Origin of the sequence: Tractidigestivibacter scatoligenes, assembly GCF_001494635.1 — a bacterium.
Taxonomy (GTDB): Bacteria; Actinomycetota; Coriobacteriia; order Coriobacteriales; family Atopobiaceae; genus Tractidigestivibacter; species Tractidigestivibacter scatoligenes.
Genome location: NZ_LOJF01000001.1, coordinates 377,369 through 393,484 on the forward strand (window position 1 = coordinate 377,369; position 16,116 = coordinate 393,484).

The following is a 16,116-nucleotide window of genomic DNA, read 5'->3' on the forward strand; positions in this document are numbered from 1 at the left end:
TCAACATTGCATGAAAATGCATATATCTTTAAAAATATGTATAACAATGCAAATTAAATTCAATTCTTGATGAGGATGCGTGGAGGGCACCGTTCGATAGGACACTTTTGTGCAGCCGGAAGAAAAATACCGTCCGATAGACCGTTTTTGTGCACTAGTGTAGCGAGCTTTCAATCGCGCGCCGCTTTCTGCATTCCGAGGGCTCTACAGCTCGTTGGCCGAGGACGCCAATTATTGAACGTAATTCCTGATAGGTACGGTATTTGTCCAGTTATAGCTGACTTGACCCAAGAATTTCGTGCGAAAACGTCTGTTCAAGGTGCTTGAGCACAGCGATGTCCCATCCCGCCGTGCGTTTCTCGCTCACTGAGAAAACCTGCGGTTTAATAGCGGCGCTCGAGAAGGCCGCAAGCGCTCGACCTGCAGTTCTTCTCAGCGACGCATGAGGCTAACTGCAACTAAGCCGCAGGTTTCCGCTACATGTGGGTGCCCTGGAGACGAGGCTTCGCCGCGGACGCTACCGCAGACAAGCAACGGGCCCCGAGGCAATCTGGCCTCGGGGCCCGCAAACGCGGCAAAACTTGCGAGAAGCGCTGTGCTACTCGGCGGTAAGCGTCTCGGTGATGCTTGCTGCCGCGGTCTTGCCGGCACCCATGGCGAGGATGACCGTTGCGGCACCGGTGACGATGTCGCCGCCAGCCCAGATGCGGGGGTTGGAGGTGCGGCCGTTCTCGTCAGCAACGATGTAGCCCCACTTGTTGAGGTCCCATGCCGCCAATCTTCTTGGCGAAGGGGTTGGCGTTGGTGCCAATGGCGGAGATGGCCACGTCGCAGGGGATCTCCTCGATGGCGCCCTCGATGGGGATGGGGCGGCGACGGCCAGAGGCGTCGGGCTCGCCCAGCTCCATCTTCTGGACCTTCACTGCGCACACGTTGCCGTCCTCGCCGGCGATGAACTCGAGCGGCGAGACAAGCGGCATGACCTCGACGCCCTCGGCCTTGGCGTGGTGAAGCTCGGCGCGACGGGCGGGCATCTCGGCCTCGGTGCGGCGGTACGCGATGATGGCGCGCTCGGCACCCAGGCGCTTTGCCGTACGGACAGCGTCCATGGCAACGTTGCCGCCACCAAAGACCACGACCTGCTTGGCGTGCTTGGTGGGGGTGTCGTACTCAGGGAACTTGTTCGCCTTCATGAGGTTCACGCGGGTGAGGTACTCGTTGGCGAAGTACACGTTGGGCAGGTTCTCGCCGGGGATGTTGAGGAACTTGGGCAGGCCGGCGCCGGTTGCCACGTAAATGGCATCGAAGCCCTTCTCGTTGAGAAGCTCGTCGGCGTTGGCCAGGTTGCCCATCACGGAGTTGAACTCAAACTTGACGCCCAGCTCCTTGAGGCCGTCGATCTCGCGCTTGACAACGGCCTTGGGCAGACGGAACTCGGGGATGCCGTAGACGAGCACGCCGCCGCCGGTGAAGAACGCCTCGAAGACGGTGACGTCAAAGCCGTTGCGCGCAAGCTCGCCGGCGCAGGTGATGCCGGAGGGGCCAGAGCCGATGACGGCGACCTTCTTGCCGTTGGCGGGCTTCATCTGCGGTTTGCTAGCAAGCTCGGGCTGGTCGCCCAGGAAGCGCTCGAGCTGGCCGATGGCCACGGGCTCGGACTTCTTGCCGCGGATGCAGCGGCCCTCGCACTGGTTCTCCTGCGGGCACACGCGACCGCAGATTGCGGGGAGCATCGAGTCCTCGTGGATGATGTCGAGAGCGGCGCCAAAGTCCTGCTCGCGAATCTTCTCGATGAACTTAGGGATCTTGATGTTGACTGGGCAGCCCTCGACGCAGAGGGGCTTCTTGCAGTCCATGCAGCGCTCAGCCTCGGCCAGCGCCATTTCCTTGGTGAAGCCCTTGTCGACGGGACGGAAGTCGTGGGCACGCTCCTCCGCCGGCTCCTCGTTGTCCGGGGTGCGCGGGGACTTCATGTCGGGAACAAAGCGACCGTTTACCTGTGGCATGCGCAGTTCGCCTCCTCATAGGCCTTGAGGGCCTGGCCCTCCTCGGTACGGTATGCAGCCTGACGCGCGCGCAGGTCGTTCCAGTCGACCTTGGTTGCGTCGAAATCGGGACCGTCGACGCAGGCAAACTTGGTCTTGCCGTCAATCTCGACGCGGCAGCAGCCGCACATGCCCGTGCCGTCGACCATGATGGGGTTGAGCGACGCGGTGATGGGGGTGCCATACTTCTCGGCCGTGAGCGTGGAGAACTTCATCATGGGGACGGGGCCAACGCAGAAGACCTCGTCGACGGCCTTGGCCTGGAGCAGGCGCTCGAGCGGGGCAGTGACCACGCCCTTCTCGCCGTAGGAGCCGTCGTCGGTGGTGATGTGGATGTGGTCGTCGGGCAGAAGCTCGCGGAACTGGTCCTCGAGAAGGAGCAGGTCCTTGGTGCGGGCGCCCATGATGGCGTGAACCTCGTGGCCGGTCTTCACCAGCGTGCGCGCAACGGGATACGCGATGGCAAGCCCAACGCCGCCACCAATGACGCAGGTGGTCCCGGGGGCCATGACCGTGGGCTGCCCCAGCGGGCCGGTGACGTCGAGAATGGCGTCGCCGGGCTCGTACGTAGAGAGCATCTTCGTGGTCTTGCCGACCACCATGAAGATGAACTCGACCCAGCCCTCCTCGGGGTTCCAGTCCGCGAAGGTGAACGGCACGCGCTCACCGGTCTCGTTGGCGCGAACCATGAGGAACTGGCCAGCGTGTGCGTGCTTGGCCATCTCCGGCGCCTCGATGCGGAACTTGAACACCTTCTCTGAGAACTGCGTCTTTTCGAGGATCTTATACATGAAGCCTGACTCCTCTCCTAAAGCCGCTTCAGACTTGACCCCGGGCGGAGATGCCCAAGGCCCACCAACGTCTTAGTTTAATTGTTGGCTGAACTGTAGATTACCCACAACAACGCCTACATGATTTATCGCAGCAGGTTTTGAGGCGAGCGGTTGCTCGTTGCCGGGGCTAGCGTAGGGCGTCCGCGGGCATACCGTCTCTCACGACCTGCTCGCAGAGAGACGTCGCGTCCTGGGCCAGAATGAGGAACTCGTCCAGGAAACCGCCCTTGAGCTCGCGCAGGACGTAGTCTGCCACCTGCATCTTTCCGGGCGGACGACCAATGCCGCAGCGAACGCGCGAGAAGTCCCTCGTTCCGAGCTTGTTAGCAATGGAGCGCAGGCCATTGTGGGCATTAAGGCCGCCGCCCCACTTGGCGCGCACCTCTCCCGCGGGAAGGTCAACCTCGTCGTGCACCACCAGGATCTCTGCGGGGGTCACGTGCTCCTGTCGCATGAGCTTGGAGAGCGGGCCGCCGCTCGTGTTCATGAAGTCCTGCGGTTTGGCGAGAATGACCTCGCGTCCGCCGATGAGGGCACGGGCAACCATGCAGCCGGCCTCGCTCTTCCAGTAGCGCGTGCCGGCGCGCTCGGCCAGCACGTCGACGGTGGCAAAGCCAATGTTGTGACGCGTGTGCTCGTACTCTGGGCCGGGGTTGCCCAGGCCGCACACGAGCCGGATCTCCTTGGGACGCGCGGACATGCCGCTCCTCTCGTTGTGGCTGCTTGTGGTCACGGTAAGGGTAGCGCATGCGGGGTAGCGGCGTTGCGACGCGGCCCGCAGCCCCTATCGCATGCGGCGTTCGATCGTCTCGGGAAGCCTAGAGTCGGTGCCGCGTAGCCCTCCCGCGTCATGCGGTGTGGGGACGAGGCGCAGGTCGTGCGCTGGGGGTGCATACATCACCCGGGGTGGCCTCTCCGCTAGCGATTGCGCCATGGCAGGAGCGCGGTCAGACAGCCAGTGCCACAGCGTTTCCTTAAGATCCGAAATGCTTGGGCGCGCACCTTGGGCTGCAGCTAGGCCGGCGAGAAGACAATCCAGAAGCCCCTTGTCGCCACTCTCGCGCGGCGGCACGTTGATGGGCGCGTAATCGCACTTCACGCGATATGGGCTTAGGTCTGCGTGCTCCATGAGCTGGTAGGGCGTGTGGCCGGAGTACAGCTCGTAGAGAACCGAGCACAGCGCATACACGTCGATCTTGGAGGAGTGCCGCAGCACTTGCACGCCCGGTGCGTCGCGCGTGAGCATCTCGGGCGGAGCGTACTCGATGGTGCCATTACGCCAGATGTTCGTCTGCTGCGTGAAGTCTGGGGCGGCGTTGGGGTCCATCTGCCGGGCGTCAATGGACGCTGCGCTACCGAGGTCAATAAGTACCAGGTCAAGTATCCCGTTTGCCAGTTGGTCTCGTAGGGGGTAGCGGTCAAGTCTAACCATGATGTTGCGAGGGGAGATGTCACGGTGAGAAAAGCCGCTGGTCCTATCCTGCGCCGCCACGAGGATTTGCAGCACGCGCACTCCAACGGATGCCACCCATTCTGCCGCCACGCCCATGCCGTAGCGCGTGGTCCTCGGCAGATAGGGGGCAACTGAGCGCAGCGTTCTACCCTCGACCCAATCCATGAGAATAACGGGGCCTCCCGCATACGTTCCAAAACCCTGCGTTGCGGGCCATCCTTCGATACCGCTCACAGTGCGCTGGGCGAGGTACTCCTCGCGAAACGCCTGTGCCCTTCCCTTGAATATGGCCTCGGAGCGCCGCCTGTCTGCGTTGCTCCCGCTCGCGCCTAGGAGCGACTTCAGACAGAACGCCTCGCCGTATGCGTTGAACACCTTGGTTGCGCGTCCGGAGCCTCCGCGGTGCGTGCTCTCGCCGCCCGCAGCGAGAAGCGTCATGTACTGCCTGCTTGCAGTATCCGCGGCTCCAACAGCTGTGGGGGAGCAGCAGTCAAGCGAGTCCAGCTCAATGAGTCGGGCTGAACCGGAAGGCGTGCCTGGTCCCGCATCGCCCGAGGAACGCGGTGCTCCAGTGCCCGAGAAGCTCATTTGGCACCTTGCAGCGCCATGACGAGAAAGCGCGTGGTACGCCCGAGGCAAAGGATGTCCCCTCGCTCGAGGGCGACGGGGGGATATGTGCCCTTGCTTCTCCCCGAGCGCGGCGGCTCCACTACCTGCGCGCTTTTGTCTGCGCCGCTGATGAGCATGGTGCCGTTAGTGGAGCCTAGGCCCTGGCAGACCCATCGCGAGCCGTCGCGCCAGATGCGAAGGTGCTGGCGCGAGACGTCTACGTCTACGTCGGTGATTGCGTTGGGTCCCGAGGCGAGAGACCCAATGGTGCTCCCTGTAGGGCTGAGCGGGTATATGGGCGGCCGGGCAGCGCCGTTCACAATGCGCAGCAGCCCCAGTGCCAATGGGGCGCTCTCGTCGGGCATCACTTGCGTGCCCATAGAGGTCTCCACAGTGCCTATGTCCATCGCAAGGAACCTCTGCGCAAACTTCTCAACGGTGGCTACGGCGGCAGCTGGATCCGCGAGGCAGCCCGCCGCAACAAAGAGCATGAGGGCGAGAGTAGAGCGGTCGGACTCATTGCGAAGTCGCACGCGTCCCAGTCTCTGGGCTTCGTTTCCGTAGAGCAGCGAATCAAGCCCAAACTGCGCGAGCGTGCACTGCATCTGTGCGGCAGCCGGCCCCAGGTAGTGCGCGAGAATACCGTCTCTGCCAGGGCCCGCGCCGTTGGCGAGCATGCGGCCAAGAAGCGTTTGGGAGGCGCCCGCGAGGTCGGCAAAAATGCCGGGGTTCACCTGGCCCGGCTGCGCATGAACCACCTCGCGCGAGAGAAACGTACGCTCGTCCACGCGATCGCGCGGCGCCCTGCCACCCACGCTGATCCTGCCCGAGAGCAGTATGCGCGCCGCTTCCTTGTTCGATATTCCCCCAAATGACTTGAGGTCTTGGTACAAAATTGAACTTGGTGTGTCCTGACCAAACAAGAGGGGCTCCTTTGCGCGTGCGGTTTGAGCACATTCTCGCACGAAGCCAGTTCCTTGGTCTGCATCAGGGGCCAATCTAGCCAGACGGGTTTTGTGCAGGATTGCACCTGCGGTCTGATTACCATGGTCATAACCCGGTTTGAGGAGGTTGCAATGATTTGCCCGCATTGTGGGGCTCAACTTTCTGATGGCAGCACGTTCTGCACCAACTGCGGCACTCGGTTGGATACGGCAGCAAGCACACAGCCCCAAAAGCGTTTCTGCACGTCATGCGGTGCGGAGATTCCGGCAGGCTCTAGCTTCTGCGTGCAATGTGGCGCACCGGTTGCCGGACAGCCTGGTACTCAGGGTCAGGGAAATCCAGCCTATCGTCCCACGCAGGCATCGGCTGCACCCGCTGGCCAAACCGCCGTTCGCCCTCCTCTGAGCGTTCCTTACGGTGCGTCTCAAAGCGCGCCCCAGATGGCTCAAGCTACCGGCGGAGCATCTCAAGACGCAAATAGCCACTCTTCCAAGCACACCGTCGCAATAGTGGTGGCGTGCATCGCCGTGGTTGCCGTTGTCGGCGTGGGTGCCTATTTCTTCCTATCGCAGCGATCTGCGGCAAGCCAGGTGCAACAGAGCGAGCAGACCACCGCATCTTCTACCGAGGCAGACTCGAGTGAGAAGACAAGCGAGTCCACGACAAACCAGACAACCACCAACGCCACGACAACTGACAAGAGCGAAGAGACGACGAGCTCGGAGACTAGCGCAAAGCCGAAAACCGACATCACGTACGACGAGAGCGCGGGATCGGTAACCTCGGCAACCTATGGGCTCTCGGTCACCTTGCCTAGTGGCATGACATCGCAGACGTACTCCGATGGGACGGGCATCACGCTCAAGGATTCTGGCTCGGGTATGGTTATCAATGTCTGGGCAAAGGCAAACGATAGCGGCCAGTCCCTCGATTACGTCAAGCAGGTAGCGGAGAATGGCCACGATGTTGATTATGACGCCACGGGGGATGGCTGGTTTGTTGTCTCTTATTGGAATGGCGACACCGGCTATTACGTGCGCGAATACGTGAACGACTCCCGTATTTTGGCCCTTGAGTTCACCTGGCCCAGGGATTCTTCTGCACGTGGCTCTCAGATTGTGGAAGACATGTCTCCCACGCTTAACGTGGCTGAATAGGCGTGGCTCTCATCCAATCGTACTGTTCACAGTGGCTGGTGCGTATCGCGTGCCAGCCACGTTTTTGCTGGTTAGGGTCTAGCGGCCATAACAAGCTCCGTACAAAGGGCGTCGTTACTTTCTTTGGAGGTTGCGCAACAATATAGAAAAAGCCTTGACGTACCATGTGCACAGCACGTCGGACGTTGGTTGTAGCTATGGCATGAGGGTTGGTGGAGCAATGAAGTGCTGGAACTGTGGGCAGGAGATTGAACGAGGCGGTTCGTCGTTCTGCCCCAACTGTGGGGCAAACCTCGCAGACGCGCCTAAAGCAAAGGTAGAAGGGCAGGAGAAGACCGTTGCGCAGGCTGCAGTGACGGGAGATGGGTCTTCGGCGGCTCCTGCAACCGGTGCGTCCAACACAGACGCGCGTCCCGTCATGCCCGAGGTTCCCATTGACCAGACCCAGCGCTATGTGACGCCATTGCCCTCCAATGCCTGGAGCCAGCCCGCCTCGCCGTCCAGTGAGTATGACTCGCTTGGCGCGGATTATCAGACGCCCCAAACCGTGGTCTCTGGTGGGGTCGACTCTCCCGAGCAGGCGAAAGAGGACTACAAGCGCGCGAAGAGGGAGCTCAAGGAGGCTCGCAAGCGTGCCGGAAAGTCCAACGCTCCCAAGATCATTGCGGCAATTGTCGCCTTTGTTCTCGTTGCGGGTGGTGCGGCGGCAGCCATGTACTATTTCGATCACGGCAACTCGTTCGACCCCAATGGCGGCCAGGTGCAGGAGCAGCCTGCGGACGAGTCAAGCTCTCAGGACACCCAGAGCTCAAGCGACTCGACGGACTCAACCGACAAGACCGATGCAAGCGCGTCGTCTGCCTCCAAGGACTCTTCCTCCTCAGATAGTGGTTCTGCTACGAGCAGATCGAGCAATTCTACAAGGGAAAGTGCCCTTGTCGGCACTTGGACTGGAGAGCTGAAAAAGACCTCGAGCGGTTCGCTGGATTGCTATGGTTCCCAGAAAATGCCCCCAGTGCTTACGGTCAAGTCCGTTGACTCGGCGGGGAAGATTACCGCAGATCTTAAAGTGTGCTACCACGCGCACGATTCGGAAGATAACCCAGTCGATTCCTCTCCCGCCGATGTCTACTACGAGGTAAAAGACATCACAATGACGGACAACAATGGCTCCTTCTCGTACAAGCTTGACGTTCAGTCAATCGACAAGAGCTATAGCGATAACGATTCTTATGAGATTGATTTTACATTTGATGAAACTGCGACAACTCCCAAACTTACGGCTAAAACGAGAAGCGCCTATTACCCAGATGGAAGTTACTTTGGTAGCTTGGAAAACGAGGACTTCGAGTTCAGCAAGACGAGCTAGCGCAAGAAGCCCCTGCCTTTGCCCATCGACCTACTCCGTTACTCTCGAAAGGAATGACAATGTTCTGCCCAAAGTGTGGTGCCCAAATTGCCAATGGAGCTGCGTTCTGTCCTAAGTGCGGAGCCAAGCTTGGTGCAGCAAACGTTGCGATGCCGGCTTCCTCTCCCGTCACCATGGGCACCCCCGCTCCCGTAAAGCCTGGTGTGTCGGTGTCTCTCCAGAGCATCATCTCGGTTGCCTGCGCGGCGCTGGCTATCTTCTCGGCGTTTATGCCTTGGGCCACGATGGATGCGACCACTTCCGCAGTGAGCAATGCGGCTTCGCTCTTTGGCGTGGGGGCAAGCTTCCAGAAGAGCTATACGCTCGCGCAGTTCAGTCAGCTCTCCTCTGACTGGGGGAGTTACCGTTCGATGGGGGTGTCCGGCGGCGAATGGTTCATGGCGTTCTTCGTAATTTGGCTTGTTGCTCTATTCCTTATTGCTGGTGGTGCTGCGTACTACCTGGCTAAGAGAAGCGCAGGCGGGAAGCGCTACATGCTCGTGGGCCTCGTTGTGTATGCCGTGCTCGCCATAGTCTGCATGATGCTCTTGGGGTCGTCGCGTGACTTTACGTCCGACTTTACGGGTGAACTGGTCTGCCTGTTTGCATGCGCCGCGGGCATTGTCTTTGCGATTATCGCCGGCAACCCGCAGAGGGCATAACCAGCGCTAAGTTGATGTACCGGTCTGAGCAACAACAACGATGGGGGACAAGCAATGGGATTCTTGGATAACGTCTCGAACTCTCTTAACCGTGGGGTCAACACTGTGAGCAGGTCGGGCAAGACCGCTCAGCTCAACATGCAGATAAACGAGCTCATGAAGCAGCGCCAGAACATGGCTGCACAGCTTGGCGCGAGCCTTTACGACATGACGAAGGGCAACCCCGCTTTCACGGCTGGTCGTGAGCCCCTCTACAACGGCATTGCGAGCATTGACGCGCAGCGAGCGTCACTCGAGGCGCAGATTGAGCAGATTAAGGCAGAGCAGGCAGCAGAGACTGCTGCGGCTCAGACGTATCGCTGCCCCAACTGCGGGTCTTTTGTCTCTGCAACGGATCTGTTCTGCAGGGGCTGCGGCCTTCCCATCGCTCAGGTGATGGCCGCGCAGGCGCAGGCTGCTCCCGTCATGGCTCCCGTTCCTGGTGGTCGCACGTGCCCAACCTGCGGTGCGCCCATGGGGCCGGATGACGTGTTCTGCATGAACTGCGGCACCCGCGTCGATGCCCCCGTACCGGCCCCTGCGCCAGCGCCAGCCCCCGCACCCGCGCCGGCTGTGGCACCCGAGCCCGTTGCCATGCCGGTGGCTGAGCCTGCCCCGGCTCCAGAGCCGACGCCGGTCGCCGCAGCCCCTCAGGTGCAGGCCGAGCAGAATGCACCCGTCCAGGTGCCCGAGCCCGCACCCGCCATCGAAGCCGATGACTCCGGCCTTACCGTCATGCCTGCGGAAGTCGAGGCTGCCCCCGCAACGCCCGCGCCAAACGTTTGCCCCAACTGCGGCGCCGAGGTTGCGCCCGGCGAGAAGTTCTGCTTCTCCTGCGGCCACAAGCTCGGCTAGGCATCGTCTTACAGGCATATCAACACGAGGGAGTTTGTCATGGAGGATATGGTTGAGGTTGACCAGTCCCTCAGTACCGCTGTGGTTCATCAGGCCAACCGCCCAAAGACGTTCCAGGTTCAGCCGTCCAGCCCTCGTTTTGCTCCAATTGCGGCTCACGCCTTTGGCTAGGTGCCAAGTTCTGCCCCACGTATGGTGCCAAGGTTAAGGACTACGGAAGCGCTGCAGGTGGCCAAGCCCTAAAGCCCGAGGTTTATTGTTCTGAGTTCTGCTCGAATTGACGCGGGAGGCGAGAATGTATTGCAGCAATTGCGGGGCGAGAATTGATTGCGAGGATGCGGCGTTTTGCCCCAACTGTGGGGCGCCCCTTAATGTTGCTGACATGGGCAGCGCTCGGGCTACCGAGCCGACGCCACTTCCGGTACAGCCAAATGGGGTTCCCGTGCCAGATTCCGTTGGCCAGGGCGCAAAGGATGCGGAGTCTCCCAAGAAGGGCTGCCGGCGCCACAAAGGGCTTGTCGTGGCGCTCGTGGTGGTGCTTGCCATCGCGGCTGTTGGAGGCGGCTTGTGGTGGAAGGCCGACCAGGATAGGAAGGCTGCTGAGCAGGCGGCTTGGGATGCAGCCCATGCCGAGCGTACCGTCCAACTTACGATAGTGGCTCCGGGATACACCTCTGCGGCGACTCGCATTCCGCTCGAGATTACGGGCACGGATTTGGACGGTAATTCCGTGGACCGCACGGAGTATGTGGGGCTTGATGATCCAAGTCTCTCTCTGCTCCAGGGCGACTACGAGATTCGTGTCGTTGCATCGCCCATACTTGAAGATGGTTCGCTGTATTCGGTTCCGGCGGATTCAGCAAGTGTCACGGTGGGGGATGCCGACGAGACTTCCGTAGACGAGACGATCGAGTTCGCGACTGTGGATGATCCGGCGAGCGTGACAGACGACCAGATTGCTGCTGCGAAGGCTGCTGCCGAGGCGGACCCCAATGATGACGGGAGGGCCGAAACACTCGCCCAGGCTGCTGTTACCTGGCGCGACAACGCCGTGGCTGCAAACAAGGCTGCCAGGGAGGCCAAGCGCCAGCAGGTGGCTATGGACTTTACGATTGCGTACGAGACCAACGCAGTGAGCCCCAGTGGAAACTACACGTCTAGCGACTCCGTAACCTTGATATCGGATGCCGATTGGCACGCATCGATCGATCCTTATATCGGATCGACAACGGGCTCCTTTGCTCACGGTCTCGATCCGTCTGACGGTGCGTATCCGCTGCGCGCTCATGACCCAGAGATCCTTGGGTCCGATGGCAGTACCTACTACGTGCAATACATCATCACAGACTGGGGTGAACAATCGGGATGGGAGACCGAGTATGAGTACAGCAGCGTGCTCCTGGTAACCCTCGATGACAATGACCTCGTAATCTCTGCGGCGTATGGTCAGTAAGCAGCCCGCAAGGTCCTGGGACTGGGATGCGATAGAGCGGACTGGGTTGGCACCAGTCAGGCAATCGAGAAGAGAGAAGCATCATGTTTTGTCCGAAGTGCAGGGCGCAGATACCCGATGATTCGGCGTTTTGCCCGGAGTGCGGATCGCCAATCAAACATGCCGTGCGCCATTGCCCGTGGTGCGGGGCGCCGCTCAGGGAGGGCGCGACGTTCTGCTCCTCCTGCGGCAAGAGGGTGGACGTAGGGCAGGCCGCGCCGCCTCCCGCCGCCTCGCCAGCTGCTACTACGCCGATGCCTGCTGCATCGCCGTCTACAGCCATGCGCCAGCCCGTCGTGCCACCCGCGGGTAGTGCTTCTCAGCCTGTTCCCCAGCCGCCTAAGCCCAAGAAAAAGCACCGTGGGGTGCTGGTTGCGGGCATCTGCGCTGCCGTGGTGGTTGCGGGAGGCGTTGGCCTCTGGTGGTACGGCAATCACGCAGAGCGCCAGGTCTCGATAAAGGTTGAGGCACCCAACTACAGCAACGACGCCACACGCATCCCGCTGCACGTTACGGGTGCCGACTCTGACGGCAAGTCAGTCGACAAGACCGTGTATGTCGACGCAGACGGCGGCGGGCTCTCCCTCTCACCCGGCTCCTACGAGGCCACGGTCGAGGCCTCGCCCATACTGGCGGATGGGTCTATCTATGAGGTGCCCGAGGATCCCGTCACGATTTCGGTGCCCTCATACAATCCCATTGAAGCGGTCGCCGCGGTTCCCGAGGTCATACAGAACAGCGTGAACGCAGGCGGATCCGGCCAAAGTGACGGGAGTGCGGACGGCTCCGACGCCATCATCACGCTGACTCCCGCCGACCCGGCGAGGGTGACGGATGAGCAGATCGCCGCCGCCGTTGCCGCGGCATCGCAGGACCCCAACGACAACGGGAAGGCACAAAGCCTCTCCCAGGTCGCGACTGCCAAGCGCGACGAGGCGCTTGCCTCCCTCGTCGGCAACATGCCGTCCAACTACGCTAACAATGCCCTGGCAGCAAGCGATGGAACCTATGACTATTTCTACTCAAAGTCCCTGGGGGGAATCTATCGCGCAAAGAACGACGGTTCCTCTCCCGAACAGGTTTTTGCAGATGAGACAGGCTCTGAGACTACCTCATACTGCTACGGCCTCAACCTCAGCGGAGACACCCTCTACTTTGTGATGCAGACGAGCGGTGGCAGGATGGGGGCGTCAATTTGGTCGGTAGGGACCGATGGCTCGAACCCCCAGCAGCTCTATCACCTGCCTGACGGCGATGGGCTGGACTGGATTTATGACCTGGATGGCACCTATGCCATCAGGCAGCTCTACCTGTACGGGCAGAAGCTCTACTTTGTCCTTGGCTACTACGTGGGTTGGGGAGGAGACGACCCCGAGCAGACCTTTGAACTGTGGTCCATGGACGAAGACGGCTCCAACCAGCAGAAACTTTCGGAATTTACCGTCGATGGCACGCAGGACATCCCCATTTTTATGGATGATGGTCGGCTGTACTATGCCGCTAACTCCCTCGATGACTTCGGCTCCGATATCGACAGTGCGTATTCGTCAGACATCGTTTCAATCAAGCTCGATGGTTCCGACGAAACGGAGATAGCCTTGTACCTGAATGTCGAGGTCATGAGCCTTTTTGTTCAAGACGGAAAAATCTACATGTGCACGAGGGATCATCTAGATGGAGGATCCCCGGGGGAAATAATGTCAATGGACTTGGATGGCTCGAACGTCTCGACCCTCGCCCAGGCGAACGATGGCGAGGTATTCTCGAGATTCTTTAACGTCGTGGATGACACTGTCTACACCATCATCTACTCCACTGGCGAGAGTTCCGTACCGCTGCTTGGGATATACGGATCTGACGGAAACAAGACAACGGCCAGTCTCGACTTGGGCCAAACTTTGCCCTATGCAATCTGCTCGAGCGGAGATCACCTTGTCGTCCTTGGTGGTGGCAACGGAGGGGGTGCCGTTTACTCTGCGGATACCTATAGCCTCGACGGAGAGCCACAGAATACATATGCGAATTAGTACGTCACTCGAGCAGGGATGGACCTATCGTGGCCAAGCATTATGCAACCAATAGCAGCAAGAAGCGCAACGTAACACGGCGACGTGCACTCACTGCCGCCGTCGTAGCGGCTGGTGCGGTGGCCGGTGGGCTCATCGCTGCGCATCAGCTGAGCAACACGTCAGATGCCGCTTCTCAGCAAGCGGAGAGTGCAGACAACGGCGGGGAGGCTGTGACGAGCGATGCCCCGGTGCTCTCGCCCCAGGAGCAGCTGGAGGGACGGGTCCAGGAGAAGCTCGGACAGATGACGCTCGAGCAGAAGGTGGCGCAGCTCTTTGCGGTGCGGCCGGAGGCGCTCACGGGCGTGGGGCAGGTTGTCCAGGCGGGTGACGCCACAAAGCAGGCCTTGCAGCAGATGCCCGTGGGAGGCGTCGTGTACTTTGCGGCGAACCTCCAGGATCCCGATCAGACCCGCACGATGCTCCAAAACACCCAGTCTTTCGCGTGCGAGGTCGAGGGATTGCCGCTGTTCCTTTGCGTGGACGAGGAGGGCGGCACGGTTTCTCGCGTTGGCGGCAACAGCGGGTTTGACATCTCCAATGTGGGGGACATGTGCGACGTGGGCGCCATGGGTGACACCACGAACGCGTACAACGTTGCCAATCACATTGCGAGCTATCTCACCCCGCTTGGCTTCAACGTGGACTTTGCACCCGATGCGGATATCGCGAACACCAGCAGCACCACCATGGCAAAGCGTTCGTTTGGCTCGACGTCGGACGTGGTGGCGCCGATGGTGGAGTCCCAGGTGAAGGGGTTTCTCGACGGGCAAATCCTGTGCTGCGCAAAGCACTTCCCGGGGATTGGCGGTGCGGAGGGCGACTCGCACAGCTCGAGCATCTATTCCCAGAAGACGCTGGACGAGATGTCCGCCGAGGAGCTGATTCCCTTTGAGAGCGCCATCTCCGCAGACGTGCCTTTCATTATGGTTGGGCACCTCTCGTGTCCTCAGGTGACGGGCAACAACGATCCCGCGAGCATCAGTCCTGCAATCATCACGGACGTGCTGCGCGACCAGCTTGGTTATGAGGGCATCGTTATTACCGACTCCATGGGCATGGGTGCGGTGACCGACGTTGTCTCGAGCGACCAGGTTGGCGTGCGCGCGATTGAGGCCGGTGCCGACATGGTGCTGATGCCGGCGGATTTGCAGGCCGCTTATCAGGGCGTTCTCGACGCGGTCAACAGCGGCGAGATTACAGAGGACCGCATCAATGAGTCCGTTGCCCGCATACTGCGAGTGAAGCTTGGGCGGATGAGCGAGGACGGAAGTGTGCTTTCTCCCTCGGATGCCGTTGTTGCAACGTCGAGCGCTTCTGGAACGAGCGAATAGCCGCCTTGGAGGCAGAGAGGATTGTGCCATGTTTTGTACGAACTGCGGGGCCCAGATAGATGACAATGCTGCCTTCTGCACCAACTGCGGCGCTCCGGTCAGGCGTTCGGGATCCAAGCCCGTGGCAGGGGCCGCGGAGAGCGTGAGCCCCAATGCTGCCGCGGATTCCACAGCTGCGGAGACCCAACGCTTGCAGATGCCGCCTCAGCAGGGGTTCGGTGGCGCGGCTCCCTCGTCTGCTCCCCAGTACGGTGCGCCGCAGGACAGCGCGTCCCCGTACGGCACATCCCAGCAATACAGTGCCCCCTACGCGCAGCCGCCCGAGGGAGAAGCCAAGGCGGGGGGTGGCAAGAAGTCTCACGGCTGGGTTGTTGCGGTTGTGATCGTTGCCATCGTTGCTGTCTGTGCGGGTGGCGCGTTCGCTATGTACCAGCTTAAGCTGGGGCCATTCTCAACCACCGGCAGTGATGCACAGCCTTCCACCGCGAGCACCGCCGATGCGGCGTCCGAGAAGAGCGATGACGCTGCGCAGGAGGCTGGCTCTGTGACCGTGCCCGACCTGAGTGGGCTTTCCTACGACGAGGCAACACACAAGCTGCAGGACCTGGGGCTGAAGCTTGGGGAGGTCACAAAGGAGTACAGCTCTAGTGTCGAGGAGGGGTCTGTGATCTCTCAGGGCGTCTCCGCTGGCTCTGATGCCGATCCGGGAACCTCTGTCGATCTGGTCGTCTCCCAGGGTGCTGAGCCACGAATCGAGCATCACTTCGAGCTTGTCCAGCAGGCCGTGACATGGGAGGAAGCCAAGCAATACTGCGAGAGCAATGGTGGCTACCTTGCAGTCATTCACAATGACGACGAATACCAGCAGGTGTTGGATACCATTGGCAGCAGCGGCGTTCGCGTGTGCTGGCTAGGGGGCTACCGTGACGGAGACTCGTGGCAGTGGGTCAACGGCGATGACTTCTCGTGGAGCTCGTGGGCAAGCGGCGAGCCCAACAACGACGGTGGCACCGAGAATTGCCTGGCGCTTCTCAAGAACAAGGATGACCAGTGGGGCTGGTACGATGTGCCAAATGACGTGAGTTCCTTCTATAAGGCAAGCTACCTCGGGTTCATTATGGAGACGGACGTTACCGTCAAGTAGCGTTGGTACGTTAGATGCATATGCGATAAGCAGGCGAGCGAGGCGCGGGGCCACCGAGGCTCCGTGCCTCGCAT

General features: G+C 60.7%; 12 protein-coding genes and 4 pseudogenes. 11 read left to right on the top strand and 5 right to left on the bottom strand.

Annotated features, from left to right (window positions below; genetic code table 11):
* Window positions 1-598: 598 nt before the first annotated feature.
* From gltA to AUL39_RS01750, 5 genes and pseudogenes are all read right to left on the bottom strand, one after another.
* A pseudogene (gene gltA / locus AUL39_RS01730) lies at window positions 599-2,006 on the bottom strand (NADPH-dependent glutamate synthase).
* Window positions 1,994-2,836: a sulfide/dihydroorotate dehydrogenase-like FAD/NAD-binding protein gene (locus tag AUL39_RS01735; protein WP_032110505.1), complete on the bottom strand. Its 843-nt coding sequence runs from the start codon at window positions 2,834-2,836 to the stop codon at window positions 1,994-1,996. The pseudogene gltA and the gene AUL39_RS01735 overlap by 13 nt, the downstream one beginning before the upstream one ends.
* Window positions 2,837-3,005: 169 nt before the next feature.
* Window positions 3,006-3,578, bottom strand: coding sequence for an aminoacyl-tRNA hydrolase (gene pth / locus AUL39_RS01740; protein ID WP_059052971.1), 573 nt, complete (start codon window positions 3,576-3,578; stop codon window positions 3,006-3,008).
* 84 nt (window positions 3,579-3,662) lie between these two features.
* On the bottom strand, window positions 3,663-4,919 hold the full coding sequence (locus AUL39_RS01745; RefSeq protein WP_059052973.1) for a protein kinase domain-containing protein: 1,257 nt from the start codon (window positions 4,917-4,919) through the stop codon (window positions 3,663-3,665).
* On the bottom strand, window positions 4,916-5,755 hold the full coding sequence (locus AUL39_RS01750) for an FHA domain-containing protein (RefSeq protein ID WP_059052975.1): 840 nt from the start codon (window positions 5,753-5,755) through the stop codon (window positions 4,916-4,918). Before AUL39_RS01750 ends, AUL39_RS01745 begins: the two co-directional genes overlap by 4 nt.
* Window positions 5,756-6,016: 261 nt before the next feature.
* Between AUL39_RS01750 and AUL39_RS11590 the strand changes: the two are divergent.
* The 11 genes and pseudogenes from AUL39_RS11590 to AUL39_RS11325 form a co-directional block, all read left to right on the top strand.
* Window positions 6,017-6,184 (top strand): annotated as a pseudogene (locus AUL39_RS11590) (zinc-ribbon domain-containing protein); the annotation flags it as partial.
* Between the two features lie 141 nt (window positions 6,185-6,325).
* Window positions 6,326-7,042, top strand: coding sequence for a hypothetical protein (locus tag AUL39_RS10845; protein ID WP_235810720.1), 717 nt, complete (start codon window positions 6,326-6,328; stop codon window positions 7,040-7,042).
* Window positions 7,043-7,244: 202 nt separating this feature from the next.
* Window positions 7,245-8,411 (top strand): zinc ribbon domain-containing protein, encoded by a 1,167-nt coding sequence (locus AUL39_RS01760; protein WP_143189944.1) that lies wholly within the window; start codon window positions 7,245-7,247, stop codon window positions 8,409-8,411.
* 59 nt (window positions 8,412-8,470) lie between these two features.
* Window positions 8,471-8,536 (top strand): annotated as a pseudogene (locus AUL39_RS11595) (zinc-ribbon domain-containing protein); the annotation flags it as partial.
* A gap of 24 nt (window positions 8,537-8,560) precedes the next feature.
* Complete coding sequence (locus AUL39_RS01765) at window positions 8,561-9,112, top strand: hypothetical protein (RefSeq protein WP_235810721.1); 552 nt, start codon at window positions 8,561-8,563, stop codon at window positions 9,110-9,112.
* Between the two features lie 54 nt (window positions 9,113-9,166).
* The gene (locus AUL39_RS10765) at window positions 9,167-10,006 is read left to right on the top strand and encodes a zinc ribbon domain-containing protein (protein WP_070807527.1); all 840 of its coding nucleotides are present in this window, start codon (window positions 9,167-9,169) and stop codon (window positions 10,004-10,006) included.
* Between the two features lie 442 nt (window positions 10,007-10,448).
* Window positions 10,449-11,459, top strand: coding sequence for a hypothetical protein (locus tag AUL39_RS01775; protein WP_059052983.1), 1,011 nt, complete (start codon window positions 10,449-10,451; stop codon window positions 11,457-11,459).
* 83 nt (window positions 11,460-11,542) lie between these two features.
* Window positions 11,543-11,689: pseudogene (locus AUL39_RS11600) on the top strand (zinc-ribbon domain-containing protein); the annotation flags it as partial.
* A 90-nt stretch (window positions 11,690-11,779) separates the two neighbouring features.
* Entirely contained in the window at window positions 11,780-13,525 is a 1,746-nt protein-coding gene (locus tag AUL39_RS01780; protein WP_235810722.1) for a DUF5050 domain-containing protein, read from the top strand.
* 29 nt (window positions 13,526-13,554) lie between these two features.
* Window positions 13,555-14,898, top strand: a complete 1,344-nt coding sequence (locus tag AUL39_RS01785; protein ID WP_070807528.1) for a glycoside hydrolase family 3 protein — start codon at window positions 13,555-13,557, stop codon at window positions 14,896-14,898.
* Between the two features lie 28 nt (window positions 14,899-14,926).
* A complete protein-coding gene (locus AUL39_RS11325) occupies window positions 14,927-16,042 on the top strand; it encodes a PASTA domain-containing protein (protein WP_059052987.1) in 1,116 nt (371 codons plus the stop codon).
* Window positions 16,043-16,116 lie beyond the last annotated feature (74 nt).